The organism is Sanyastnella coralliicola (genome assembly GCF_030845195.1).
Classification (GTDB): Bacteria; Bacteroidota; Bacteroidia; order Flavobacteriales_D; family Sanyastnellaceae; genus Sanyastnella; species Sanyastnella coralliicola.
In genome coordinates this window covers 3,472,863-3,499,668 of sequence record NZ_CP132543.1, presented here as the reverse complement: position 1 = coordinate 3,499,668, position 26,806 = coordinate 3,472,863, and the positions used below count along the sequence as shown (strand labels likewise).

The window sequence follows — 26,806 nt, the reverse complement described above, 5'->3', positions numbered from 1 at the left end:
AATGCTAGGTATAAGGAGCTTATTTCAGCTGCTTAGCTAACCATGCGGAGTATAAGTGTGCTCCAGCGCCGATCATATGGTTCTCATCGTAGTACAGTGAGTCAGGAATCTGACATTCACGTCCATCAATTACCTTCAAATGCGCTAGGTCTTCTGGAAGCTCAAATGAGCTTAAACACTTGACTGGCGGTACCAAGAGGGTCACTTTACCACCTTGTGATTCAATCGATTCAACCAATGATCGCAGGGCTTTCAAGTCTTTCCAGCCAAGGTTCATGTCTTCAAACATCTCTTCACAGACCAAGGAATCTGCCGGTTGGTTATTTGAATAGACAAATCCTTTTCCGAGGTATTCATCCCGCTTGGCATGCATGGGTTCGAGAGGCTCGAAATGACGACGCAAAGAGAAATATGACCACATGTACATGGTGTACGGATCCCCAGTGGTTGCCGCCATATCGAAGAAGGTCTCGTTACCAACAAGGTTGTTGTTTCGTAAATGGTCTCGTGCTGGTTCCACACCACTTAATGGCCAAATCTCAGGATGGATGTCAATGACTAAATGCTTGACTTGAGTATGGTCGAGCGCCCATTCTACAAGTGGACGAGCATTCATGATTTGCTGTGACGACGAACATAGGTTGTAGGCAATGACCTCGTCTTCAAACATGACTGAAGGATCGATTCCGCGGTAGCATGTACTTGATCCAACGAACAGGTAGTCTATGGTTTCCTCCGCGATGAGTAGGGAGTCGAATTCAGGGATTCTTAGGTTCGTTGCCCCACCAGCGCGAGGTGAACCGAAGAAGGCATCTTCGTAGCCGTCATGGAAGAATCCAGGAAGCATTAGCGTTCCGCCCGCGAGGGCGAAGAACACAATAAAGAGCGCTATTTCTTTGACCAACTTACCCATCAGAACTGGAAGTAAATAAAGTTAGACGGATTGTACAGGCCTTTCAACACGAGCCAACCGAGCAAGCAATAGAGGCCCCATCGCATCCAGCGTCTTGGGATGAAACGGAAGGGGGCACGTTCGTTGGTTCTTCCAAGCCATTCCATTGCGAAAAGGAAGAGAACCAAAAGTGTTGATGAGGTGGCAAAACGCACCGGCGCTTTCCATTCGCCGACGATCATACCGCTGAGGTAGTCAAGCGCGTCTTGAATACTATCTGCGCGGAAGAAAACCCACGCCAGGGTGACTACAATGAAGGTGTAAAGCAACGCTCCTAGTTCTCGAAACGAAGGGAATAGTCGTCCTTCAGCGATGGTTTTGCTGAGGTGCTTTCTATTATTTCCACTGATGAAGGAAGGGATGAATAACATTGCATGAATTCCTCCCCAGGCAATGAAAGTCCAATTCGCCCCATGCCAGAATCCGGAGACTAAAAAGATGATAAAGACATTGCGAATCGCTTTGCTTTTGGAGACGCGAGAACCCCCTAATGGGATGTACAAATAGTCTCTGAACCACGTTGACAGGGAGATGTGCCAACGTCGCCAAAATTCACCGATGTTGCGCGAGAAATACGGGAAGCGAAAGTTCGACATTAGCTCTATTCCAAAGAGCTTACTTGTTCCAATGGCGATATCAGAATAGCCGGAGAAATCACCGTAAATCTGAACAGCAAAAAGCACGGCTCCAAGGATCAATGTAGTCGCCGACTGATGCTCAGACAGCTGAAATGCTTGGTCAACATAGCGAGCACAGGTGTCTGCAATAACCACCTTCTTGAAAAGGCCCCAGAGGATTAATCGCAGTCCGTTTCGGGCCTGTGTATAGCTGAACTTCCTGCGGGTATTAATCTGAGGGATGAGGTGTGTTGCGCGTTCAATCGGACCAGCAACAAGCTGCGGGAAGAAGCTCACAAAGGCAGCAAAAGCAATGAAATCTTGCGTTGGATTGAGCTTCCCACGGTAAACGTCCATGGTGTATGAAAGCGTTTGAAAGGTGTAAAAGGAGATCCCCACCGGTAGCACCCACTCCAACGATTGCATTTCCCAAGCTATTCCGGCGTTAGCCAGACCTTCACGTAATGAATCAACGAAGAAATCGAAATATTTGAAGAGCCCAAGCATCCCCAAATTGACCGTCAAACTCAGTCCAAGCCAGAATTTCTTCGTCCTTCCTTGGGCCCTTTCAGTGTAGATCCCAGCGAAGTAATCAACTCCGGTACTGAAAGCGATCAAAGAAAGGAAACGCCAATCCCACCAACCGTAGAAGAAGTAGCTGCTCGCCAGCAGCAGCACATTCTGCCACCGCAAATTTCGCTTGTTCAATGCCCAGTATAGGGCAAAGACCAAAGGCAAGAAGAGCAGGTATTCCGGCGAGTTAAACAGCATCGTTTCGTTCGCAAAAGAACAAATTTCCTCTCAGCAGAGTGAAGCTAGCGTTGTTGAACGTGGAATGTAGAATGTGGAACGAATGGTTATATCGTTCATTCGCCTAACGCCTAACGCCTAACGCCTGTGAGGTTAACGAACTACGACTGTCACCGGAACCACAATCGGTTGATCTAAGGTCAACAAGTATGTGCCGGAGGCTAGATCTGTAACATTGATGACCTGGCGGGTGCTGTTAATGACGCCTTGTCTAACCACCTTGCCGTTGGTTGATGTCAAGGTGTAAGCAATGCCAATGTAGTTCTCCGGAACCTCGAAGGTGAGGAGTTCATGGGCTGGATTAGGGTAGACATTGAGCGTTTCCTGCTCTAGTAGATCTACGTTGTCGATTTGGTCTACGAATACATCGAACGAAGGACCAAATCCAGGACAGTCACCATCGTTGTGAAGGACGGTGATGATTTGTTGACCAAGTTCATCCCACTCTACTACAATGACGTTCGGCGCAGGCATTTCTACGATAGTCCCTCCAGTAACTTGCCATTCATAGTCGCCGTTTGGATCGCCGTCGTAAGTGTAGGTGTATGTGTTTTCGAGAAGCGGGAATGCCTCGCCAGCAAGGTTTCCAGTGGCTGGGTACAAGCAGAGGGCACTATCAGAACACTCAACATTAGAAACATAGTTGCACGCGTTGATATCGTTGCATTCAGGGTAAGTGCAGGCCGTAGCCAGTTCAGCTTCTGGGTCATAGTCACACGCAAAAATATTAGTACAACCTTCTACTAACGGAGCTTCACATGAGCCATCGTCGCTGTTCGCGTAGGGGTTGAAATTTGGGGCTTCGATGTCGGTACATCCGAATTGAACGCTGATGGAAACATAATTCATCATAGGCGTTGGGTTTCCACCCCCATCAACCTCACCTTCGACGAAATATTGAACCGAAAACCCCATTTCGAAATTGCCGCAAGTCGTCACCTGCGCTACGAATACTTGATTGTTTTCGTCTGCATAGGAGTTTTCTGAATCGAACAAGGTAAAGATGGCACCGTCATCGATCCATGTATCACAGAAGTCTTCATTGAACCCAGATGGAACAGTCACCGCTTCAGCTGTAAACCCTGGATCACACGAGTTCTCTTGATTAATCGTGAAGTAGCTGTCAAACTCAAGTTCAGGGAATGAGTCGTAGAACAGACAAGAATGATCATTTGCAAGCAAGCCTCCTAACTCATGGTCGAAGCAATCACACTCGAATTCGACGTTAATGTCGTTTTCATCAGGGTTCTCGTCTTCCATGATTAATCCATACATCGCAGCTAGTTGAGCTTCTTCGACAAGATTCAAGTACAACCGTGTAGTGATGTAGCCCGTGAGGTCAGTTGTTCCCACCATGCCTTGGTGCACTGTGTCTGTGACGGCCGTTAAATATGGGATGGTCAATCCTTGACAGAGCTCATCATCAAAGCAAAGTGCATTGGGGTTGTAGTTGTTTGATTCAGGATCACTACATGAAGGGTACTCACAAGGACCAGGCACTTCCGCGCTAGCGTCATAATTGCATGCGAATTCATTCATACATCCAGCATACGCACATGAGCCATCATCAACGGAGGCAAAGGGGTTGAAATTTGCGGCTGAAGGGTCGGTACACCCTTCTTGGGCGAACGAAGAAATACTGAGTAGAAAAAAGGAGAGAATAGCGGCAATTACCTTCGCTTTTGGAACGAATCCATTCGTAGAGACAGTCATAGTTTGTGGTTTTCTGCGGGAACCTTATGGTTGGATTCCTATTTAAAGGACCGAGACGAAAGGCGCTTGGTTGCATGCAATGAAAAAGGCGACTGAAAGAGCCGCCTTTATCTATAACTGGAAAGTTAATTATCGTTTGATGACCAATCGTTGGGTGAAATGTCCGTTGGCGTTCGTCGCCTTGACAAAATAAACACCCGTAGCAAGCATGTTCACATCGATTTGCTCTTGCTGTCGTTGGAGATTGCCCAGATTCAGCACTTGCTGGCCAACCACATTCACGATTTCAAACGGCATGTTTTTGAGGTTTTCAGGCACTTGAATGGTTACTACATCGTTAGCTGGGTTAGGGAACAAAATCATGTTCAGTTGATCTGTTTCGAGTACATTCAAATCTGGATCAATGGTGATTTGAATTTCAACGGCTTCACCGATACACCCTGTGGCATCGGTTTCAATGACGCGTACAATTCCGTTTCCAGGTTCACCCCATAGCACTTGTACGGAGGCAGACCCTTGTCCTGAATCAACCGTACCCCCTTCGATTTCCCAAGCGTAGGTGGATTCTGCTGTTTCTTGATAATCATAAGTGACGATAGAAGCTTCAATTACGTCAGTCGCCCCTCCAACGGAATAAGTGACCATATAGTCACAGAGTGAATTGTCTTCACATCCGGCGTCGGCATCGTAATTACATGCAAGAATGTCTTGACAACCTGGGTAAGTGCATGACCCATCATCGCAACCAGCGGCAGCGTCGTAGTTGCATGCTTCTGCATCGTCGCACCCAGGGAAGGTGCAGCTTCCGTCGTCACATCCAGCGTCTGAATTGAAGTTACAAGCATTCGCATCCATACAGCCAGGATATACACATGAACCATCATCTGCATTGGCCTCTGCATTATAGTTACATGCCTCAGAATCAAGACAACCGAAAACCATTGGAATCATGCACGTACCATTATCGACGGTGGCATTGACATCATAATTGCTTGCTGTAGGATCTGTGCACCCGCCGAGAATATTCTGAAGCTCAAAACACTCTTGTTGTTCGTCATCCCAGTTGTCGTTGAAGACTTGAAGGCAAAGGTTAATGCCAAAGAAGCTGTCTGTAGTTACCTGTGCAATAAGAACGCGATGGTCATCTCCAACAGGAACAGGATCCCAAGCTGTAATCACACCATCATCTATTATACTATTACAAACTGCAGATGGGATGATACTTGGCACTGTAGGATAGGCACCCACGTCTTCTGGGTCGCAAGAGCTTGTGGCATCCAGGGTGTAATAGGTGTCATATTCCAACTCCGGATTCATAGCGTAGTCGTTGCATGAGTGGGTCGGGGTGAAGCCACCCATGTCATGGTCAAAGCAACTTCCGTTGGTTGAGATAAGCAAATCTTGTTCGTCAGGTTGGTCATCGTCCATGAGAAGACCATACAAAGCTGAGAGTTCATCACTTGAATCAGTAAACTCAGCATAAACGCGATAAGTTTGGTAACCGGCAAGATCGGTTGTACCAACCATTCCGTCATGAACGGCATAGACATCTACACTTAGTCCGGTAGCTTGGGAAAAGGCAAAACTACTGAGTAGCAATGCGCTCAGCATGGTGATTAAGGTTTTCATAGTTTGGGTTTTAGTAGTCCCAAGATAGTAATCTCAAATTTTTTTGATTTGAAATCGAATTCTGTCAAACTGAAGAATCTTTGTTCTAACATTGCACTGCGAAATGATAGCACGTAGCATCCATATGACCTCTGTTCTGCTGGCCCAACTCCATGAGTGGTTTGTGCCAGTGTGGTGCTATTTGCCCATTAGACTCTGAGTCGGTGATCCGAGAGGACCCATCCTTGCTACGTGCAAGTGTTTGGTAAACATCTTTAGAATCGACTCAACATTTCCCATGAAAACACGATACATCGACCTGGTTGAACAAACCTTCGACTGGCCCCAAGAAGAATTCACCTTCGGAAAAGAAGGGAATCTTCAGTTCCACGACATTCCTCTAATGGATTTGGCGAAAAAGTACGGCACGCCGCTCAAATTCAATTATCTACCAAGAATCGCGCACAATATTCAACGAACCAAAGGCTGGTTTAAATCCGCTATGGATAAGCACGATTACAAGGCGGAATATCACTATTGCTATGTGACAAAAAGCTCCCATTTTAGTTTTGTCTTGGAGACGGCAGTGAAAGCCGGAGCGCATATAGAAACCTCATCTCCATTTGACCTTGACTTGGTGGCGTCCCTGCGAAAGAAGGGGGTGATCTCTGACAACCAACGCATCATTTGCAACGGATTCAAAGAAGAGGAGTACATTGAAAAAATCAACGGACTCGTTCAAGGCGGAATGAATAACATTCTTCCAATTCTTGATAATGATTTTGAATTGGAGCTATTCGGCAAGCACATCGAACAACCGATGGAAGTCGGTATTCGCATTGCCACGGAAGAAGAACCAAAATTCGAGTTTTACACTTCGAGGTTAGGAATTGGCTATAAGCGAATCCTACCTTTCTATCGGAAAATGCAAGAGAGCAATGCCAATCTTCAGTTGAAGATGTTGCACTTCTTTGTGAATACTGGAATTCGCGATACTGCCTACTACTGGAATGAGCTTTCCAAGACCCTCAAGGTATACTGTGAGATGAAGCGTATTTGCCCAACTCTGGACAGTCTAAATATCGGAGGTGGTTTCCCCATCAAGAATTCCTTGGGCTTCGATTATGATTATTACTACATGATCGACGCCATTATCGAGTTGATCAAAAACGTCTGTGTAGAAGAAGGCGTTGACATTCCACATATTTACACTGAATTTGGCTCATTCACAGTAGGAGAGTCTGGAGGTATGATCTACCAAGTGCTTTATCAAAAGCAACAAAACGATCGTGAGAAATGGAACATGATCGACTCTTCTTTCATGACCACCTTGCCCGACAGTTGGGCGATCAATAAGCGCTTCATGATGCTTCCGGTCAATGGCTGGGAGAAGCCCTATGAGCGTGTGTTCTTGGGTGGTTTGACCTGTGATAGCGACGACTACTACAATTCTGAACAACACGTCAACGCCATTTATTTACCCGTGTATTCCAAAGAAAAAGACCTCTATATTGCCTTCTTCAATACCGGAGCTTATCAAGACACCTTGGGCGGTTATGGTGGAATCCATCACTGTCTGATTCCAGGGCCAAAGCACATCTTGATTGATCGCGATGAAAAGGGCGAATTGACGGTTGAAGTCTTTGGTGAAGAGCAAGAAAGCAAAGACATGCTAAAGATCTTAGGCTATGAATAAGGAGCGCACTTTTGCTGGTATTCCTGCTGAATTCGCTAGCGCGGAATCGGCAGCGGTAGAATTGATCTGTGTACCCTATGATGGCACGTCTACCTGGGGTAAAGGAGCTGATCATGGTCCGGAAGCCTTCTTGGAAGCCGCCGAAAACATGGAGCTCTACGATATCGAGACAGACAGCGAGGTGTATCGCCAAGGAATTTGGCTTGCCCCAGACGTCACCGTGAACCGATCTCCTGAAGCCATGACCGATGAGGTGCGAAGAAGAGTCGACGCTTCACTCGAATCGCATAGAATGATCACGTTGTTCGGGGGTGAACACTCAATCTCCATCGGATCAATCCAAGGACATGCTGCGAAATACGAAGAACTCACCGTCCTCCAAATTGATGCTCATGCCGATTTACGACCGACCTACGAAGGCAGCGAATGCAATCACGCCTGTGCCCTGCACTGGGCGCGCTACAACACGAATCTTTTGCAAGTAGGCATCCGCAGCATGGATGTATCGGAGAAGGAGCACATGGATCTATCCAAGACCTGGATGGCCCATGATTGCAACCATCGTCCGGATGTTGAGTGGATGAGCGAAGTATTAGCCAAGTGCACAGACCACGTTTACATTACCATTGACCTCGATGGTTTCGACCCATCGATCGTTCCACATACCGGAACACCGGAACCTGGAGGTTTGGGGTGGTACCAAGTGCTGCGCTTGCTCAAGGCCCTTTGCAAGACCGGTAAAGTGGTTGGATTCGACATTGTGGAATTGGCTGCAAATGAACACAGCAAACCTTCAGATTTCTTAGCTGCAAAGCTGTATTACAAGATACTTTCGTACTGTTTTAATTCCTGAGTTATGGGAGCAATCAGAGATTTTATTGAGGAGCATTACCTCCACTTCAACGCCGCTGTCGTTAAAGATGCGGCCAAAGGATATGAGCGTCACCTGGAAGCAGGTGGGAAGATGTTAATCTCTCTCGCGGGTGCCATGAGTACTGCGGAGTTAGGGAAAACACTGGCCGAAATGATCCGCCAAGACAAGGTGCATATCATCTCTTGTACTGGAGCCAATTTGGAAGAAGACGTGATGAATCTCGTGGCACACAGCCACTACCAGCGCGTTCCTCACTACCGCGACTTGACAGCTGAAGATGAACAAGCACTACTTGATCGCGGACTGAACCGCGTCACCGATACCTGCATTCCAGAAGACGAAGCTTTTCGTCGTCTAGAAGGCCACATGGTTGATATTTGGAAGAAGGCTGAGGCCGAAGGCCGACGCATGTTCCCGCATGAATTCTTCTACGAAGCACTCAACTCAGGAGTACTCGAACAGTACTACGAAATCGACCCGAAGGATTCTTGGATGATAGCTGCGGCAGAAAAGAACCTACCGATTATCTGTCCAGGGTGGGAAGACAGCACGCTAGGGAACATTTTCGCAGCGCACTGCCTCATGGGCGATACGAAACCAAGCACCACAAAGTCTGGAATTGAATACATGATGTGGTTAGCTGAATGGTACACGCAAGAAGCAGATGACAAAGGCATTGGGTTCTTCCAAATTGGAGGTGGAATCGCCGGAGATTTCCCAATTTGTGTCGTACCCATGTTGCATCAAGACATGGATCGTCCGGAAGTACCACTTTGGGCATATTTCTGTCAGATTTCAGACAGCACCACGAGTTATGGAAGCTACTCGGGAGCGGTCCCGAATGAAAAGATCACATGGGGTAAGCTGGGCATTGATACACCGAAATACATTATTGAATCTGACGCTACGATCGTGGCGCCATTAGTGTTTTCTTGGTTATTAGATCGATAGCATGAAAAGAGTAATTAAAGACTACAACTCAATCGAAAAGCGTCACCTAGACCTGATAGCAGCAGAATACCCTGAAGGGTTTGAGATTGAGGATTTGATCACTTTCCGCAAAGCGGATGGTTCGAGCTTCAGAGGTCTTGAGATCAAGACGGATGATTTTCTTTATCTATTCAAGATAGATACAAGAATGCTTGAAGCTATTGATGACCACACAGACGGCGATTTCACGTTAGATAGCTTTAGTGAGTCTGATGATTACGATTATGAGTCATCAGATTCTGAAGACGATGATTAATATAATGACCCCATTTCTGGGGTCATTATATTCTTGTCAACCGATAAACGTCGGTTCTTCGGTCTCGCAAATTTCGGACACTCCCGAACTTGTTCAGCTCTTTTAGCAGATCTATATCTACATCTGCGATCAAAATCATTTCGTTGTTCGGTGTTGCTTCAGCTTTGATTCCATTACTCGGAAAAGCAAAATCACAGGGTGTAAGCACCATGGATTGAGCGTACTGAATATCCATATTGTGCACATTTGGTAAATTCCCTACACTTCCCGCGATAGCGACATAACACTCATTCTCAATGGCTCTTGCCATGGCGCAGTTACGAACTCGCGAGTATCCGTTCTGGGTATCCGTTAAGAATGGTACGAATAAGATTTCTATCCCATCATCAGCCAGTAATCGGCTGAGTTCAGGGAATTCAGAATCATAACACACAAGAATACCGACCTTTCCACAATCGGTGTCGAATACTTTCAACTCTTGTCCGCCTTGCATTCCCCATACTTTGGCTTCATCCGGAGTGACGTGAAGCTTCTCGTAGCGTTCGATGGTACCATCGCGTTTACAGAGATAACCAACGTTGTACAGTTTATTATCGACAAGTTCAGGCATGCTTCCCCCGACGATGTTAATATTATACGAAATGGATAACTCGGAGAGCTTTTGTTTGATTTCCGGTGTGAACGAGGCAAGTTCACGGATAGCTTCAGGTTCAGATAAGTGATTGTATTTCGCCATGAGTGGCGCGTTAAAAAACTCAGGGAAGACAGCAAAATCCGATCGATAACCGGAAACGGCATCGACGAAATACTCCACTTGTTGCAATAACGCTTCAAGGGTATCATAGGTGCGCATTTGCCATTGTACCAGACCTAGGCGAATGACACTTTTCTTCGTGGCAGCCGATTTTTTCGGACGCTCATAGTAGATATTGTCCCACTCTAGCAGTACGGCGAATTCCTGGGAAGCCGCATCACCTTCCAAGTAACCATGAAGAATTCTAGAGGGGTGAAAATCATTGCTGATTTGAAAATTCAAAACAGGGTCGTGAATCTCTTTTCTCTTCACTTTTTCGATGTACTGTTTCGGAGAAAGCGCTTTTGCGTACTTATGATAATTGGGGATTCGTCCACCAAAGGCAATTCCCTTTAGATTCATACGCTCGCATAGCTCCTTCCGGTAGTCATACAGTCTCCGCCCTAGGCGAAGTCCGCGGAACTTTGGCTTAATGAAGACATCGATTCCGTATAGAGTATCTCCTTCTGGTGTATGAGAATCAAACGTGTAATCCGCCGTGATTTCTTTGTAGGTATGGTTGTCATCAAAAGATTCATAGTCTACAATAATGGAGAGGGCACAACCAGCGATCTCCCCGTCAATTTTTATCACGACTTGTCCTTCTGGAAAAATGTCTAGTAGTCGTTCAATTTGACGTTGTTTCCAATAAGACTGAGCCATAGCCGTATAGGCCTCGATCATGACTTCTTTGATCTCGAGATAGTCTTCAGATTTAAGAAAGACTAACTCTACTTTATCAATATTTCCTGGATTCATAGAGATCAGAAATGATAGAAAATTAGCGGGAGGAAGGTACGATTTGGCAATATCCAAATTACCTAATCGAAGAAATATAATGCTAAGCCGCTTAATCTGCACTGTAACAGATGGTTAGGTGGTGAAAAAAAACATAAAAAATGCTTGGAGTTATTGATTTTGGAAGTACTTTTCCCCCGGAATTCAATCGAGGAATGCACCGTTTTATATCTGTAAGGTGCTCAGTTCTGAAAACTTGATTGAAAGCCCTTTCGAAATAAGAATCACGAACATAATTACAAGCTGTGAGAAAGGTTGAGACGGTAACACCGGATACCTTTGATCCCGCAGATCACTGGTACCCTTCAGCGTTGAATGCGACGCTCCACCCTATGGTGGCTTTTTTCTTGAATTTGAACCCTGAGCAGATCGTCAAACGTTATTGCCATTTGCACCCAAATGTGGAGGCCAATGTCGTACGTGATCTACTCGGCTACGTGCCACGTTACTTTACCCATTCTGGAACGGATTTGATACACTGTGCCACCGATGCGGGAAACCGTAAGATGGTAGTCATTGAAACGAATTCGTCACCTAGCGGTCAAAAAAGCATGCCCCTTCTGGATGATTACCAAGAAATGGGAGGGTACCTGACTTACGTTGAAAAAACCTTTGTCCCTTTCTTGAAGCAACGTCGCACGATCAAAGGGGAATTGGCAGTACTCTACGATAAGAACTACATGGAAGCCAGTGGTTATGCGAAAGCAATAGCCCAAAGCACGCATGAGAAAGTACACCTGATTCCGGTATTCAATGATGGAACCAGCGACGACTTTTTCAAAGTCGAAGATGGCGTGTTGTTTGTCCATGAAAATGGAGCATGGACTCCAATTCGAGCATGTTTCAGGTATGTCACTCAACAGCCATGGAACCGCCTACCTGTCTTAGGACGAACCTTGGTATTTAATCCCGTAATAACTTGCCTTGCAGGTGGTAGAAATAAGCTGGTCGCAAGTAAAGCTTACCAGCTTTTCAATGCTGAATACAAGGAACACAATCTTCACATTTCTACTCCTGAAACAATCTGGGATGTAGAAAAGGCTGAGATTCCGCTGTGGGTCAGACAGATGGGGGGAAAAGCAGTGGTGAAAATTCCGTACAGCAACGCTGGTCAAGGGGTATTCACCATCGTCAATGAAGAAGAACTTAACTTGTTCATGGCGCAAGAATTCGACTATGACAAATTCATCGTTCAGTCACTCATCGGAAACCACGCATGGAGTTCAGAATTCACAGGAGGCAAATTGTATCACGTCGGAACGATGCCAACGGCTAAGGGTCTGAACTACGCACTTGATTTTAGAATGATTATCCATGCTACACAGGAAGGATTTAGACCACTGTCATTGTACTCGAGAAGAGCAAGTGAGCCTTTGGCCCTAGAGTTAGGTTCAGGTAAGGATTCTTGGGCGGTTTTAGGAACGAACTTGAGCATGAAAGAGGGCAGCAATCAATGGTCTTCAGATGTTGCCCGCCTAATGGTTATGGACCGAAAAGGATTCAACCGCTTGGGTATTGGATTGGACGATCTAATCGATGGTTACCTGCAATCCGTTATGGCCACTGTAGCTATCGATAACATGGCGAAACAACTCATCAACTCAAAGGGAAAATTGAAGAAGAGATTGTTTAAGTCATTGAATAACGATGAATCACTCATTAAAGAAATCGAAAATGGCGAATTATAAAATCATCCATGACCTCGACATCGAGTCAATGGAGCCTGGCGTGCATCACTTTTTCATGGATTTGGTGGCAAATGGAATTGGCCAAGACATTCACGTTCCAGTGATGGTAGCAAAGGGAACTGAACCTGGACCTTGTATGGGCGTCACGGCTGTTGTCCACGGAAATGAATTGAATGGACTTCGAGTGGTTCAGCAGTTGATGCAAAAAGTTGATTGGCAGGAGTTGAAAGGCACGGTGGTAGGCGTACCTGTAGTGAATGTACCTGCTATCTTAAATCAACAACGAAGATTTAACGATGATGAAGACTTGAACCGCATCATGCCTGGAAGAGAAGACGGGAACATGAGCGATGTATATGCCGCTCGTGTCATGAACAGGATCATCGCCAAATTTGACTATCTGATCGATCTTCACACGGCTTCATTTGGAAGAATAAACAGCTTTTACATTCGAGCGAATATGAAGAATGATGTCCAGCGAAAAATGGCAGAGCTACAGAACGCTGACATCATCTTGAATAATGAAGGCGCCGACGGGACATTGCGTTCGGCGGCTTCTGATTTGGGAATTCATGCCATTACACTGGAAGTCGGAGATCCTAACCGCTTTCAGAAAGGTATGATTCGTTCTGGAATCGAGGGAGTGTTCAATGTTCTTCGCCACCTGCAAATGATCAAAGGGGCAGTGGAACAGGCCGACGAAGAAGCCGTTTTTTGTGGAAGCTCTTATTGGCTTTATGCCGACAGAGGAGGTATTCTAGAAGTTTATCCAGATATCACTGAGGTGGTGCGAAAGGGCGAAAAGGTTGCTACAATACGTGATGTATTTGGTGCTGTAGTTCGAGAGTATTTCTGTCCTGAAGACGGTATCGTTATTGGTAAAAGTACACACCCTGTAGGTCAAACAGGAAGTAGGATTCTGCATCTAGGAATCATTGAGAATGAATAAATAATTGAAGCAAAATGAAAGGAACTTTTCACATTGCGCTTGCGACAAATGATCTTGAAGCAGCGCGCAAGTTTTACGGTGGTTTGCTTGGTTGCGAAACAGGCCGTGAGGCAATGACATGGGTTGATTATGATTTTTTTGGGCATCAATTGACGATTCAAAAAGTAGTCGTTGATACGCGCAAAGAAGAGTATATCACCCACCCGAGAACAGGCATGCCTTTGAACCACTGGGGTGTCATTTTGTCGAATGTTGATTGGCTTCAAATGATTGATCGTTTGAAAGAAGCAGAGGTTAAATTTACTAGTGAACCTCATTTGTTTCTAGAAGGGGAGATTGGTGAACAACGCGTGGCCATGATCAAAGATCCTGATGGAAACGTGATTGAATTCAAAACCTTCACCAACGCTGGAGACGTTTTCAGATCTGAATAAGAAGAGTGGCCGCAAGTACAACGCGGCCGCCATTCATCACTTTTCTTGAACCGAATTTCCCGTTTGGGCTATACTTGAATCAATGAAGGTCTATTTCTCCTTGTTATTCAAGATCTCCACACGTGCCATTCGCCAGGTCGGACTGCACCCAGTATTGGGCGCCCTGTTGGCGGTTGCGGCCTTCACCACCTTGACCATGGTGCTCTATGCTCAGACAGCGTGGGCCGGACTTTTCATGGTTTTGTTCGGCGTCTATTTTCAGTCGTTGTTGATGTCGACGCAAAGAACAGAGTTCCTTGAATTGCACTTCGGGAAACGCCAACGGCAGCGCATTCGATTGCTTGAGAATAGTCTAGTTGGGCTTCCATTTCTCATCGTTTTGCTCGCTAGCGCGGAATGGTTACTCTGCCTATTGTTTGTAGCTGTTACCTGCGTCACTTCTTTCTTTTCGTTCCAACAAGTATATGTGCGATCGATCCCAACTCCATTTGGTAAATCACCCTATGAATTTGTGGTCGGGTTCAGAAGAATTTGGTGGGTACTAATGGTAGCTGGCGTGTTGCTCGCGATTGGAATTGGGGTGGATAACCCAAACTTGGCTGTGAGCAGTGTTGTTGCGATTCAGCTGGCGATTGCTTCCTTCTATTCCACACCAGAACCTGATTTTTTCGTCTGGAATTCAAATCGCTCTTGGTCGGCATTCTTGAAATGGAAGTTGGGGGTGATGTTGAAGAATACGTCCCTATTGATTGCTCCCTTTTCCTTGGTTTTCCTCCTTGTCTATCCCGAGAATTGGTGGGTTTGGGGAATCATTTGTGCGGTTGGAATATTGCTCATCGCTTTGGTTGTCTTGGCTAAATATGCGGCCTTCCCATATGCGATTAGCCTACCTCATGCAGTGATCATTGCGCTGTGTGTGTCGTTTCCGCCGCTCATTCCGTTGGCTGCGGCCTTCTTATCCGCCAACGCACGTAAATCTCTAAAACGATACCTCCATGATCCGAATCAATAACCTATCAAAGTCATTTGGAACAGAACAGGTGCTCAAAGAAATTGACGTAACCTTTGGTCCTGGTGAGGTGCATGGAATCGTCGGTAAAAACGGTGCGGGTAAGACCACTCTTTTCCGCTGCCTTTGTGGGCTGGAGAGTTATGAAGGCGAGGTCACACCTGCGCCAAAACAGCTCAAACAACATCTAGGCTATTTGCAAACGGAGCCCTACACTTTGCCTTTAATAACCGGAAGAGAATACATCCAGCTACTCTGCAGTTCGAGACGACTACCACAGGTTGATATCGAAGGGAAAAACCTATTCAACTTACCATTAGATAAGTATGTCACGGCCTACTCCACTGGAATGCGAAAGAAGCTCGCCCTAAATGCCATTTTACTTCAAGAGAACGAGGTCTTCATCTTAGACGAGCCCTTCAATGGATTGGATTTGGAGAGCAATATCATGGTGACCGAGTTGATTCAAGAACTGAAGAAAGCAGGTAAGACCATTATATTATCGTCGCACATCTTCTCCACCTTGACGGGGGTTTGCGATGAGATTCACTTCCTCGAGGATGGGTCTTTTAGCGGGCACTACAAACAAGATCAGTTCGCGGAACTGGAGGAAGAGATGCGCCAAAAGGTGGTGGGCCAAAGCATCAAAGGACTCATCAAGTAATAAGGTCGAACGCAAAGCAATACCCCGAACATTTTCTCGTCTTTAAGGCATGACCGCTAAAACAACTATCCTTATTCTCTGCCTATTTCCGTGTGTACTCACGGCACAAACACCGGCTCCGATTATTGATTTAGGTCCGGTAGAAGAAGCCTACAATCTCGATGATTTCAAACAGCTAGATGCACTCTTTGAAGGTGTTGAAGTCGTGATGCTAGGAGAACAATCGCACGGTGAGGGGGTGGTGTATCAAAGCAAGCTCAAGTTGATCAAGTACCTGCATGAACAGTTGGGCTTTGATGTCCTTGCTTTCGAGAGTTCCTTTTATGGCTGTGACCGTGCCTGGCGTGACATGCAGGAAGGCTTAGATGCTGAAACCGCCTTATGCAATTCACTGCATCAAGTTTGGCCATACAGCGAAGAGTTCAAAGGCGTCAGTGCGTACCTCGATGAGCAGATGAAAGCAGGCACTCCACTCCAAATTGCTGGTTTCGACCCACAGCTTTCTTTCCGCTACGGACGGTCTTGTCTCCTAACAGAGTTTGCTGAGTTCTATGTCTTGGTTGATTCAGCCGAAGTGACTTCTGCCTCCTGGGCGCATTTGAAAACGAACTTAGAATACCTCGGAGATCGTGATTTCCGTTCCTTCAAAAAGAATGATCCAGCCAGTGACATCGCCTACCTCGACAAGATAATTCTCCGACTCCGATTAGTAGCTCATCCCGCGAGTGCATTATGGACTCAAGTGGCAGAAAACCTCAAAGTCTATTTCTCTGATGTGGGCTTAGGTACAGACAACCGCGATGAAATGATGGCTGATAACCTGCTCCACTTTCTTCGATACAACTCCGGAAAGAAGGTCATTTGCTGGGGAGCCACCAGTCATTTCATTTTTAATTCCGAGACCGTGCGCATGAAGAACCCCACCCACGGCTTGATGGGGGGCAACTACTACAAGCGCCATCAAATGATGGGAGACTATGTCAAGGATGAACTCGGTCCCAAAGCCATCACCATCGGCTTCAGCGCCATCGAAGGTCGTTATGGTTTCTTCCGCAAGAAAGATTTGAAGCCACCTAAACAAGGTTCTCTAGAAGCTGATTTCGCTAGCGCGGAAAGCGATCATTTCCTCATTGATCTAGACAGCTCCTTCACCAAAGGAAGGTTGTCTCGTCCGCTCGGCAACCTCTACATCAAAACAGACGTCAGCCAGATCATGGATTTGCTGATTATCCATCGCGTGTTGACGCCTTCTACGTTGGATAGGGAGTTGTATGAGGAGGTGAAGCAACGACCTGTTTGCGAGGAGGGTTCATAAAAAATTCCTCTCTCAACTTCTTGAAAGAGAATCCCTTGCGCCGCTAGTCAAAGCGCACGATTAGAGGCTTGAATCATTCCCCAAAGTTGTCGTCCTACACCCCCTAGGATTTCCAATGAATGGAATTTATCCCTAAATTGGATTGAACTAAAATTTTATTGCCAAAACTATGAAAGCCTTCACCACACTGCGTGGCACGCTCGTGCTATGCGCACTTTTCTACTCTTTATCCTATTGTTATGGGCAGAGTGTTACGGAGACGTTGGTTGCGACTGATGGATTTACGATTCATGAAGTAACAATTGAAGAAGTCACTTCGAAATATATCGCACCCGCGCCATTTGGGGCCTTTGAATATCACGTTCAAATTTCGGGTTTATCTCCTGATACTGATTATGAGTTATCCTGTAATCATAACTCAATTTATGTGCCTACTGACTTACCAGCGGACCCGTGGATATTTACAAGTGAAAGCACAACTTTAGACTTGATTTTCCAACTTGATTTTTGTCAGTATTCTGGTTCGGACTTAACTCCGGATTTTGAGATAACCCTAAGTTCTGTGGGGTCAGAAGTTCCATGGATAAACCAATCACAGGATCCGTTCAAGGTTGTCCAAACTTCTTATGACTTCCTGACTGAATATCTAGATCCAGATGGATATGTAGAGTACTCCGAAATACCAGAGGTAAATGGAGGTACGCATCTATATTTCAAGGATGAAGACAAAGTGTTCATTAGAACAACGGAGGTTTTTGGATTCGGAGAGCTTGAAGCTGGAATGGACACTTATATTATTTCAGATGATCTGCGACTGACCTATAACCCAGAGTTTGAGATTCAACCAACTCAATTGATCATTTCTGCTAGCACCGGGGGACCAACAATCATATTTGGATTTAATCCAGATGGTACTGTGGCATCTTCCACGCCTGGTATTGCATTTAATGAGGATGGTTCTCTGGAAATTGACATATCGAATACGGCATTCCCTGACATGATGAATTCACTTTCTGACCCAAGTGAGTCGCTTTTTATTGAAGAACAATTCACTATCGTCGGCTCTGATAATGGAGAGCAGGCTGAAACGGAAACTATTCTAGGACTAATGAGCGTGAGCTGTGCTGAAGATGCTGCCAATGATTATAATCAAGAAATCGAATCCAATGTATTTGTTGAGGGAGCTGAACCTAGATTGGATATCGATTTGGAATTTCTTGCAGTTGGTAACACGGAAAACACCTCTTTGGATGGAATTCCGCTAGATGGGACGCCGTTCGACGTTCGCTTTAAACTACGCAATTGGTCTACTGTAACAGAAGACAATCCGTTAAGTGGAGAAGTAGATTTGGGATGGGTTGTTTTGCCTATTGACCTTGAAGCCGTAATAGACCTTGACGAGTTCTCAGGTATTGACTCATTTAACGAATGGTTAGATGAGTATGTATCGCTTCAATTCCAATATGATTATGAGTCGATCACTTATTATTCTTCACCATTAAACATTGAGGACCCTGACTTTTGTCAGATATATCGAACTGATTTAGGACATACTGGTGAGTGCCCAGACCTTGATTTGTTGACTGAAGACCAGTATTGGCGAGTAGCTTTTGATTTTAGCAAACTTGTTGACTCTGAACAATTTAATATTGAGGCGTTATATCCCGAAATACCTGAAGAACATATTGAAGCAGCTTCTCAACAGCTAGCATTGATCAATTGGTATGACGACACAACGTTCAACACTTTTCGCCAACAACAAAGGTTTTCGATTCTATTTTCTGGAATGGAATTCGATCATGAAGACTTTCACCTGAAAGATAAATACGGCCAAGATATTGCTGGTTTTCAAACCATAACTAATGAAAATTTGTTCGAAATTAGTGGAGTGCCGAGGGCGTTCGGTTTATTTGAAATTCAACAGCCTGTAGAAAATGTAGATGGGTTAGAAGGATTTCAAAACGTCAAAGTCGTTTATCATAATTCGAGAAATATGACGGATCGAATTGACGACACAGGGCTACTGACTCCTCACTTTCGAAATTACCATCCAGAGACTTTAGATACAGATTGCCCAGAATTCATTTATGGGGGTGATTTACCGGATACTCCGCAACGATATGAGTACTTCACTGAATTTGTAAGAGACAGTAACGGAGATTTTGCGTTTCGTAACCCACGACCCGCTATATCCCCCTTTGCTAATCCTCCGGGAATTTTCTTTCCGGGTCAAAATATTGATGTCACCTTCGTAGCAAACCAGAACTCTATAGGTGGAGGAGCGGAAGAAGAAGTAATATTAAATCCCTGGGACTTCGAGTCTGGACCACAAGTCGAAAGTCTTTTCAGTTCTGATTGCGATGAGTATAGAGTTCGGATTGCATTGCCTCTTGCGATAGCACACAAAGCTATCATTACAGTCACTAATACTACAGACTTTGCCTCTGGAACCGAATCTGAAATTGTTCAAATTGTTAATGGTCAGTGGACAGCTCCTCCATCAGAAGGTGATCCTATTCTTCCACACGACCCTAGTTTCGCGGATATCCACTTTTTGAATTCAAATGCGGACGCAAGTGTTTACATTTTGGATGAAGGAGCAAAAGGCGATTTGCAGAATTCTAATGGCACAGTGTTTTGCGCCGATGATTGCGTTTTTTACATAGACTTCAAGCTGCTTGGAGATCATTTAAGTTGGAACGACATTCAAAGGAGCATCAAAATCAATATTCTTTGGAATAGTGATTTCGCATGTCCTGGTTTGTGTTCTTCTGATTGTATTGTGCTGCCCGGAACAGTAAATGAGTCAGCTGAAATTTTGGTCTATAACAAGATCCCGTTATCTGAGTCTGGAGATGTTTGTTCATCTAACGTGAATGAAGACTTGATCTTAAGGATGGCCAGAATGAATCAAGAATTCTTTTATCTCTGCGGTCCTCCTTGTGAAGCAGACCCTATTTGTATTCCGAACAGTATTGCTGATGCGGATTGTGATGCCACCTTCGAATACAACACAGTTCCTGGTAACTCATTTCGTTTTCAACGAAGTTCTTTCGGTTTCAACACAACCGACTTCGTGGGTGATTGGGGAGAATCTGGCGATTTTAATGGAGATGGAGAAGCAGGTCTCTCAGAAGCACCAGCGCTTAGTTACAACGATAATTTTGGCTATCCAGAAGCAGCTTTTGATGTTTTCCCAGAAGCAACTCTCTCCGATATTGATCCTAATTCCCTCACTCACTTTATCCCTGGTGACGAAATTATGATTCGAGGAAGGGGGGTATACTCCACAAGTGCTAATGCCGCAGACGTTACTGGCCTCGAAAATCCAAGATTGGTATATGTAGTTCAATTGCCAGTAGACATCGATCTATTGGATTTGCCGGAGGTTCTCACCGATTGCAGCGATAAACCAATAAAACTTGAATTTCGCGAAAATGCAGGTGATGCGACTCCTGCATTTGAATATCACGCAACCAGGTTCTTTAAGAGTAATTGCCCGTATATGGAAGGAATTGATGAGGATGTCGATGGTGATGGCTTCATTGATGCGGGAGGTAACTTCGAATGCAACGATGATCCGTTTATTGCAGGAGAATGTAACGACTGGAATGATCTAAACTTTAATGGGGTCTATGATGACGACGAAGACATCAATAACAACGGAGTACTCGACGGCCCTGAGATTTGGACGACCCTCATCTTTATTTTCGATGATTTCTATGCAGATGATTTGCTTGTTACGAATGGAGATGAATGGCACACGACCTTCAATGGTTTTGTATTTATGAATCCATATTTCGAAATGGATCCAAATGAAGAGCCATACATATGGACCGCTATTAAGGGGAGCTTCGCTTTGATGGATAATTCGTTCGATGTTACAAGTTCAAATGAAAATATGGACACATGCCCTGTGCTCTATACTTGTGATAACGCCACATCAGCGGGTAATTTCCATACTCTAGAAAGAGAAATATCATTCGAATTAGCATCTGAGGATGGAGTGTTTGACAATTGTACGAGGCCATTCGCAATTTCTATCGATTACTCCTCACCAACTTATAGTGATTTCCATGATTTGTTCGCAGATGAGTTTCGACCGATTTTCAAGATTGAAAGTGTAGGGCTGACCTCGCAAACCGGGAGTGTGCAAAGGCTGAATTTTGACCATCACTACCGAGGTAATGGCCATGATAATGCAGATGTGGGGCTTTGGTTTCACATAGATGGCGAGAATGACCCTTGGGTTGAAAGTGGGATTAATTTCTTTCAGAAATTCTACACCACAGAGATTTCTCTTGATGGGACTGCGATGACTATTTTACCGAATGCACTAAGTATCCCGAGACTAGGACACGAAGGAAACGCGACTAGGACGATATACGGAACGGCAGAGGTCATAACAAATTCTGGAATCAATTCTCATCAGCAAATCGGAGAATTAGCCGTACTTGGTCACGGGCCGCAGATGATGAGTTGTAATGCAATTGAGGCTATAATTCAATTTGACTATTTGCTTGATGATGACTGGCTGAATTACTTATCAATGAACAGTTGTAATGGTCCTAGTTCAGAGGTGTTAGTTCTAGAGACTTTGACATCTGATTTGCATAATAGCAGGGTTGGATTCACATCTTCAGATGATGGAACTCCAGATGTGTTGTCTCAAAGTGGTGTTTTAGTAGGTCCTGAGATAAACTACCACGACTTGACAGGAAGCGGGACTTTCACAATGGATGCTTTTATTACTGTCAAGAACACCGATCTAATAAACGTACATGACGTTGAGATCGTCGGTTACGACGGTGAAAATATCGATGTTGACTATGAGCCGCAGACCCCTTTGATGGTGGAACAGAATGGAATTTACACGACCTATTATTTCCACATGGATTACATTGAATGTGAGAACTTTCTACCCTATGTAAATTGTCAGAATCAGAAGTTATTTGAAGAAGGAGATCGGACCTGGAGATTCCATTTTTTCTATAACCTCGAAGAATGTCCATCTGGAGAAGAATCAACGGAATCTCTAATTGAATTTTATTACGGACAAGCGTGCCAAGTTCATGATGCCGATGGTGGAATTACTGGTTTTACAAGGTGTCAAACATGTGGTTCTGAAGCGGCTGACTGCCCTGACTGTAATTGTACACCTGTTGTGAACGAAGATCTTGATGCTTGTACTGAATCTTCAGATGGATTAATTATCAACGATCCTGTTTTTCCGACAGTAAGCGACGATGCTGCCGCGATTATTACTTTAACAGAGACTAGTTCTTTGATTGGTGAATTGAGCAACGTAACTCAGCGATATAGTACCGCTTTCGACGGCTTCGTAGGCGAAGTACGACCTTTTTGGCCGGATCAATTTTTGAATGCGACCTTCTCAACACCATCTTCTATGTGTAATGAGAGCATTTCGATCGAGCTCACCAACGATGCTGGTTCTGAGAATATGGCCGCAGATGCACATCTACATTCGCTGCTGGTTGAGGTGCCAGAATCGTGGGTGATAGCAGAAGTTACTGTGGAAGGTTTAGAGGAATCTACAACCTTTGGGTACACTTCTGTTATCAATGGTGATGGTGTTTTACAGATTGATTTTAGTCACCTTATCCCATGCGAATTTTGTGATTTGCCTACATCATGTGAAGGAGATTGCGAAGCTTGTGACGCTTGTGTAGTTGATCATTTAGTCATTCCAGATACAAGTGCTGATTCTCCCGTGACTGTGACAATCGAATTTGCACTTGATTTGGACGCTGCGACAGTCGTAAACACTGCAATACCTTCAGTAGAAATTGTGGCAAATACGATATGTAATCAAGGTATAACTGTTGGGGTGTCAGGTGAATTTGAGAGTGTTACTCTTAATGAAATTGGACTGGATGTTCAGTCTCAGTTAAACTACGGTTGTAGCGATGAGAATGTTCAGTTATGTATATCACTCAATATTGATGAAAACTCTACAGAGAGTCTTACGATTGAAGAGCTTGTTGTTCCAGACTACTACGACAACTTTTCCACTCCATCATCTACAGATGAATTAAGCTTTAGCGTTTTTGAAAATGACCTAGTGATTTCTTTGGATGCTGAGTTAATCGAAAATCTGAACGCTAATGGGAACGCAGACATATGTTTCGACATACCATCTCCTGTGGAAATCGAAGACCTAATGATTCAAGTTGACGTGACATATAGTGGAGAAAACTGTGTTGTTACAACTACAACGGAATCAAATTCGGTTCCGTATGAGTTTTTGGCTTATGAAGACATCTCGATTATAAGTCTTGGTGAATGCCCTGCACTAATATCACTTCCAGCGCTACCTGAAGGTCTTTATTATGAAAGCGACATGCCTTTAGATGATCCTTCTAGTGAAACTGGTGAGATTCTTCTGGGCCCGGTTGATGATTTGAATGTGACCGTTACAGACGGGAACTGTATTTATCAGGTGCTTAATCTCATAGACCTTCAGAATCCATGCTGTGAAATAAACGGGTCAACAACCTTCACAAACTGCGTTGGCACAGTGATGGTTGATTACTTCACCACTTGTGATCCGGCCAATTTGGAATTTATTGTTTCGACAGCCGACGAATCGAATATTGTGAATGGCACTTCAAGTTTTGCTGTGACTGGAGACAATTCCTTAAGTGTCGATTTTGATGCCGATGGAAGTGGGCCTTATTCAGTTACGGTGATTTTGTCTTGTCCTGGTGGGCCGGAATGTACCTACGAAACAGTAGTCAATGACCCTGCTGAGTGTGAACCAGTTGTCTTGACAGGTGATCCAATTTGTGATCAGGTTGAAGACTTTTTACCTGATCCAAGCGAGAGCATGGAAGGGAATAAAATACTTGATATTGGCGGAGGTACGTATGCGGTTTTTGGTGCCGCGAATGAAGCAAACGACAACCTTGATGTTTATTCATTCTTCCGTGATTTTGACAATTCAACGTTCTATTCTGAAATAGGGGGTGATGTGAATTCACCTTCTCTAGATTCGGAGGTATGGGTCGACGTGGATGTTTGTGATAATGCAATTTATGCTGTTGGTAACCGCAGATATATAGACCCAGATTATGGTGAAATTTCATCAGTCATCGTAGCCAGGTTTAATGGTTTGGTGGACGGATTCATAGGCCCAGATTTGATTAGAGAAATAAAAGTCGAGCCAGGATCTATAGATGAAGCGACTTCAATAGAAGTTATGCCAGGAGGTTGTCGAGTGTACATCGCTGGTAATACTCGCCAAGGCTCGGATGCTGATATCTTCGTCACAAGGTTGAGCTCCAATTTAGGGTCGACCGCTACTAGAACCTACGATTCTGGGTACACGGATAAATGTTACGACATAGAAATGGTCGATTACACAGATACAGATCCAACCGATCCGTCTGGAGTTGGACTTGTGCTTTCCGGATCAATAGCCGGTAGAGGATTGGTATTGAGTATTTCTCCAATGAGTTTTGCGGTCGTAAACTCACGTATGTTGCTCACAGGTAGTTCTGAGCTTCGAACAATTGATGTTCACGACGATGGCAGAATATTTATTGGCGGTTGGGCGCGAATAGCGACCGTTACTGAAGATTTAGTGCTTCTCCAGCTCCCTGAAGAATTCGCTGATCCATACGGATCCTATAATGCCGGTATTTTGTCGCTAATGACATGGAACAACGGAACAGACCTCAATGCTGATGAGCAAATCAATGACATTGAGATTCAAGGAAATGACATTTTCTTCGTTGGCCAATCATCGGAGAACACTAGGACAGGAATTCTTGGCTTGGTGCAATTAACGGAGGGCGTCGAGTTCAATCATAACTCGGTCAACTCAGCACAATGGATGGCCAAACCAGATGATATGACGCATTTGAAATCTGTGGCACTTTTAGAGAGCCCTGTAGATGGGTCGAATGAAATAATCGTTGCTGGTGACCTTTGGTTTAATGGGGATAACAACACGATTTTTGTCTCAAGATCTAGCGTTGATGGAACAGGATGTTGTTATGTACCATTCCCGTATGAAGTCAAGGGCGAACGAAGTCGACTCGCTTCTCCAACATTCACGGTCACGGCTCCAACCCCGATTAATAGCGGTTTTGAGCCATTATGGAACCAGCAATACGGAGAACATGACCTTTGCACAATCGGCTTTAAGTCATTAGAAGATCAAACCTCCCTCCTCATCCTCCCGAACCCTAACCAAGGGAAGTTTGAACTGCAGGTAGAGGGTAACTCACCGATGCGTCAAGTAAGCATCTCTGATGCAACAGGGAAACTCGTTGACCTTCGACAGTTCAATGAACTCGACGAGATCACCGTTGAGTCTTTCAACTACCAACACCTTGAAGCAGGGATCTACATCCTGCGTGTGGAGTTGGTGAATGGAGAAATTCTCACCGCACGAGCTGTAGTTAATAGATAAAGTGGAATAACCTTACAGGAAAGCCCCTCTTCGGAGGGGTTTTCTTTTGCTTTAATAGTGGTAAATTGCAGTGTTTCGAGACTCGGTATAAGTCGTCCTCATAGCATCATGTGATTCGCACCAAAGCATTAAAGTGTAGACACATAATCATCGCTCCGGTCAACACCTAAACAAACGGAAGCCAGACGCCGGATGCCGGATTCCAGAACCGTTTCTTGTGAATAATCCCAGGTTCTCTGTGAATTATTCGGAAGATGCTTTGTGGATAGAGAATAATGCACTATCTTCGCAGCCCGTTTTTGGGGAGGAGTAACCCGTTAATTTTTAGTGAAGTGGATACTTTAAGTTATAAAACAGCATCGCTGACAAAGTCAACTATCGACAAGAAGTGGGTATTGATCGACGCTGAAGGTCAGACGCTTGGACGTCTATCTACAGTAGTTGCAGGCCTTCTTCGTGGAAAGCATAAGCCAGGTTATACGCCTAACCTTGATTGTGGAGATCACGTTATCGTAATCAACGCAGAAAAGGTAGTGCTATCTGGAAACAAGTGGGACCAGAAAGAGTACATCCGCCACACAGGTTACCCAGGCGGACAACGAGTTCGCACTGCGAAGGAAGTATTGAAGCGTAAGCCAGCTGACCTAGTTGAAAAGTCAGTAAAAGGAATGCTTCCAAAGAATCGTCTTGGACGTCAGATCTACCGCAACCTACACGTTGTTGTTGGTCCTGAGCACAAGCACGAAGCGCAGCAACCAGAGAAATACGAATTGAACAAGTAATAGTCATCTGAACTATGGATACTATCAATACATCAGGTCGTCGTAAGAAAGCAGTAGCTCGAGTTTACTTGAGCGAAGGTTCTGGAGTAGTGACGATCAACAATCGTGAGATCGAAAACTATTTCCCAGATCCTGTAATGCGTTACAAGATCAACCAACCGTTTGCATTGACTGAGACAACTGGTCAATTCGACGTGAAGGTGAACGTTTATGGTGGTGGTATGACAGGACAAGCAGAAGCGATCCGTCTTGCTATCTCTAAGGCCTTGGTCGAAGGAGATGCTGAGCGCAAGCCAGCATTGAAAGCAGAAGGTTTGACTACACGTGACCCACGTATGGTTGAGCGTAAGAAATTCGGTCAGAAGAAAGCACGTAAGAAATTCCAGTTCTCTAAGCGTTAATCCGCGGAGAGCTTATTTAA

Annotated in this window: 18 protein-coding genes; 13 read left to right on the top strand and 5 right to left on the bottom strand. The window is 44.8% G+C overall.

Going from position 1 to position 26,806, the window contains the following annotated elements; genetic code table 11:
• Positions 1–19: 19 nt before the first annotated feature.
• The 4 genes from RA156_RS14575 to RA156_RS14560 all read right to left on the bottom strand — a co-directional run bounded on the left by RA156_RS14575 (position 20) and on the right by RA156_RS14560 (position 5,721).
• Positions 20–913, bottom strand: coding sequence for a hypothetical protein (locus RA156_RS14575; RefSeq protein ID WP_306641140.1), 894 nt, complete (start codon positions 911–913; stop codon positions 20–22).
• Positions 913–2,340 carry an MBOAT family O-acyltransferase gene (locus RA156_RS14570; protein WP_306641138.1) on the bottom strand — a complete coding sequence of 476 codons (1,428 nt, stop codon included), beginning with the start codon at positions 2,338–2,340 and terminating at the stop codon, positions 913–915. Before RA156_RS14570 ends, RA156_RS14575 begins: the two co-directional genes overlap by 1 nt.
• Positions 2,341–2,472: 132 nt before the next feature.
• Positions 2,473–4,092 (bottom strand): T9SS type A sorting domain-containing protein, encoded by a 1,620-nt coding sequence (locus RA156_RS14565; RefSeq protein WP_306641136.1) that lies wholly within the window; start codon positions 4,090–4,092, stop codon positions 2,473–2,475.
• Between the two features lie 129 nt (positions 4,093–4,221).
• Positions 4,222–5,721 (bottom strand): T9SS type A sorting domain-containing protein, encoded by a 1,500-nt coding sequence (locus tag RA156_RS14560; protein WP_306641135.1) that lies wholly within the window; start codon positions 5,719–5,721, stop codon positions 4,222–4,224.
• A 277-nt stretch (positions 5,722–5,998) separates the two neighbouring features.
• Here RA156_RS14560 and RA156_RS14555 point away from each other — a divergent pair, with 277 nt between their 5' ends.
• From RA156_RS14555 to RA156_RS14540, 4 genes are read left to right on the top strand one after another with little or no spacing between them, the layout of a single operon-like run.
• The gene (locus RA156_RS14555) at positions 5,999–7,396 is read left to right on the top strand and encodes a type III PLP-dependent enzyme domain-containing protein (RefSeq protein WP_306641133.1); all 1,398 of its coding nucleotides are present in this window, start codon (positions 5,999–6,001) and stop codon (positions 7,394–7,396) included.
• Positions 7,389–8,249 carry an agmatinase gene (gene speB / locus RA156_RS14550; RefSeq protein ID WP_306641131.1) on the top strand — a complete coding sequence of 287 codons (861 nt, stop codon included), beginning with the start codon at positions 7,389–7,391 and terminating at the stop codon, positions 8,247–8,249. Before RA156_RS14555 ends, speB begins: the two co-directional genes overlap by 8 nt.
• 3 nt (positions 8,250–8,252) lie before the next feature.
• Positions 8,253–9,221 (top strand): deoxyhypusine synthase family protein, encoded by a 969-nt coding sequence (locus RA156_RS14545; protein WP_306641129.1) that lies wholly within the window; start codon positions 8,253–8,255, stop codon positions 9,219–9,221.
• A 1-nt stretch (position 9,222) separates the two neighbouring features.
• Entirely contained in the window at positions 9,223–9,516 is a 294-nt protein-coding gene (locus tag RA156_RS14540) for a hypothetical protein (protein WP_306641127.1), read from the top strand.
• 25 nt (positions 9,517–9,541) lie between these two features.
• Here RA156_RS14540 and RA156_RS14535 read toward each other — a convergent pair whose 3' ends face one another.
• On the bottom strand, positions 9,542–11,068 hold the full coding sequence (locus RA156_RS14535) for a carbon-nitrogen hydrolase family protein (RefSeq protein WP_306641125.1): 1,527 nt from the start codon (positions 11,066–11,068) through the stop codon (positions 9,542–9,544).
• A gap of 284 nt (positions 11,069–11,352) precedes the next feature.
• On the opposite strand from RA156_RS14535, the gene RA156_RS14530 reads away from it, so the two are divergent.
• The 9 genes from RA156_RS14530 (at position 11,353) to rpsI (ending at position 26,786) form a co-directional block, all read left to right on the top strand.
• Entirely contained in the window at positions 11,353–12,795 is a 1,443-nt protein-coding gene (locus tag RA156_RS14530) for an ATP-grasp domain-containing protein (protein WP_306641123.1), read from the top strand.
• On the top strand, positions 12,782–13,744 hold the full coding sequence (locus RA156_RS14525) for a succinylglutamate desuccinylase/aspartoacylase family protein (protein WP_306641121.1): 963 nt from the start codon (positions 12,782–12,784) through the stop codon (positions 13,742–13,744). The genes RA156_RS14530 and RA156_RS14525 overlap by 14 nt, the downstream gene beginning before the upstream one ends.
• Before the next feature lie 14 nt (positions 13,745–13,758).
• A complete protein-coding gene (locus RA156_RS14520) occupies positions 13,759–14,178 on the top strand; it encodes a VOC family protein (RefSeq protein WP_306641119.1) in 420 nt (139 codons plus the stop codon).
• Between the two features lie 82 nt (positions 14,179–14,260).
• Positions 14,261–15,190: a hypothetical protein gene (locus tag RA156_RS14515; RefSeq protein WP_306641117.1), complete on the top strand. Its 930-nt coding sequence runs from the start codon at positions 14,261–14,263 to the stop codon at positions 15,188–15,190.
• The gene (locus RA156_RS14510) at positions 15,174–15,851 is read left to right on the top strand and encodes an ABC transporter ATP-binding protein (protein ID WP_306641116.1); all 678 of its coding nucleotides are present in this window, start codon (positions 15,174–15,176) and stop codon (positions 15,849–15,851) included. The genes RA156_RS14515 and RA156_RS14510 overlap by 17 nt, the downstream gene beginning before the upstream one ends.
• Positions 15,852–15,900: 49 nt before the next feature.
• On the top strand, positions 15,901–17,166 hold the full coding sequence (locus RA156_RS14505; RefSeq protein ID WP_306641115.1) for an erythromycin esterase family protein: 1,266 nt from the start codon (positions 15,901–15,903) through the stop codon (positions 17,164–17,166).
• 562 nt (positions 17,167–17,728) lie between these two features.
• Positions 17,729–25,603: a T9SS type A sorting domain-containing protein gene (locus RA156_RS14500; protein WP_306641114.1), complete on the top strand. Its 7,875-nt coding sequence runs from the start codon at positions 17,729–17,731 to the stop codon at positions 25,601–25,603.
• Between the two features lie 332 nt (positions 25,604–25,935).
• Positions 25,936–26,385 carry a 50S ribosomal protein L13 gene (gene rplM, locus RA156_RS14495; protein WP_350339788.1) on the top strand — a complete coding sequence of 150 codons (450 nt, stop codon included), beginning with the start codon at positions 25,936–25,938 and terminating at the stop codon, positions 26,383–26,385.
• A 14-nt stretch (positions 26,386–26,399) separates the two neighbouring features.
• Positions 26,400–26,786 carry a 30S ribosomal protein S9 gene (rpsI, locus tag RA156_RS14490; RefSeq protein ID WP_306641113.1) on the top strand — a complete coding sequence of 129 codons (387 nt, stop codon included), beginning with the start codon at positions 26,400–26,402 and terminating at the stop codon, positions 26,784–26,786.
• Positions 26,787–26,806: the final 20 nt, after the last annotated feature.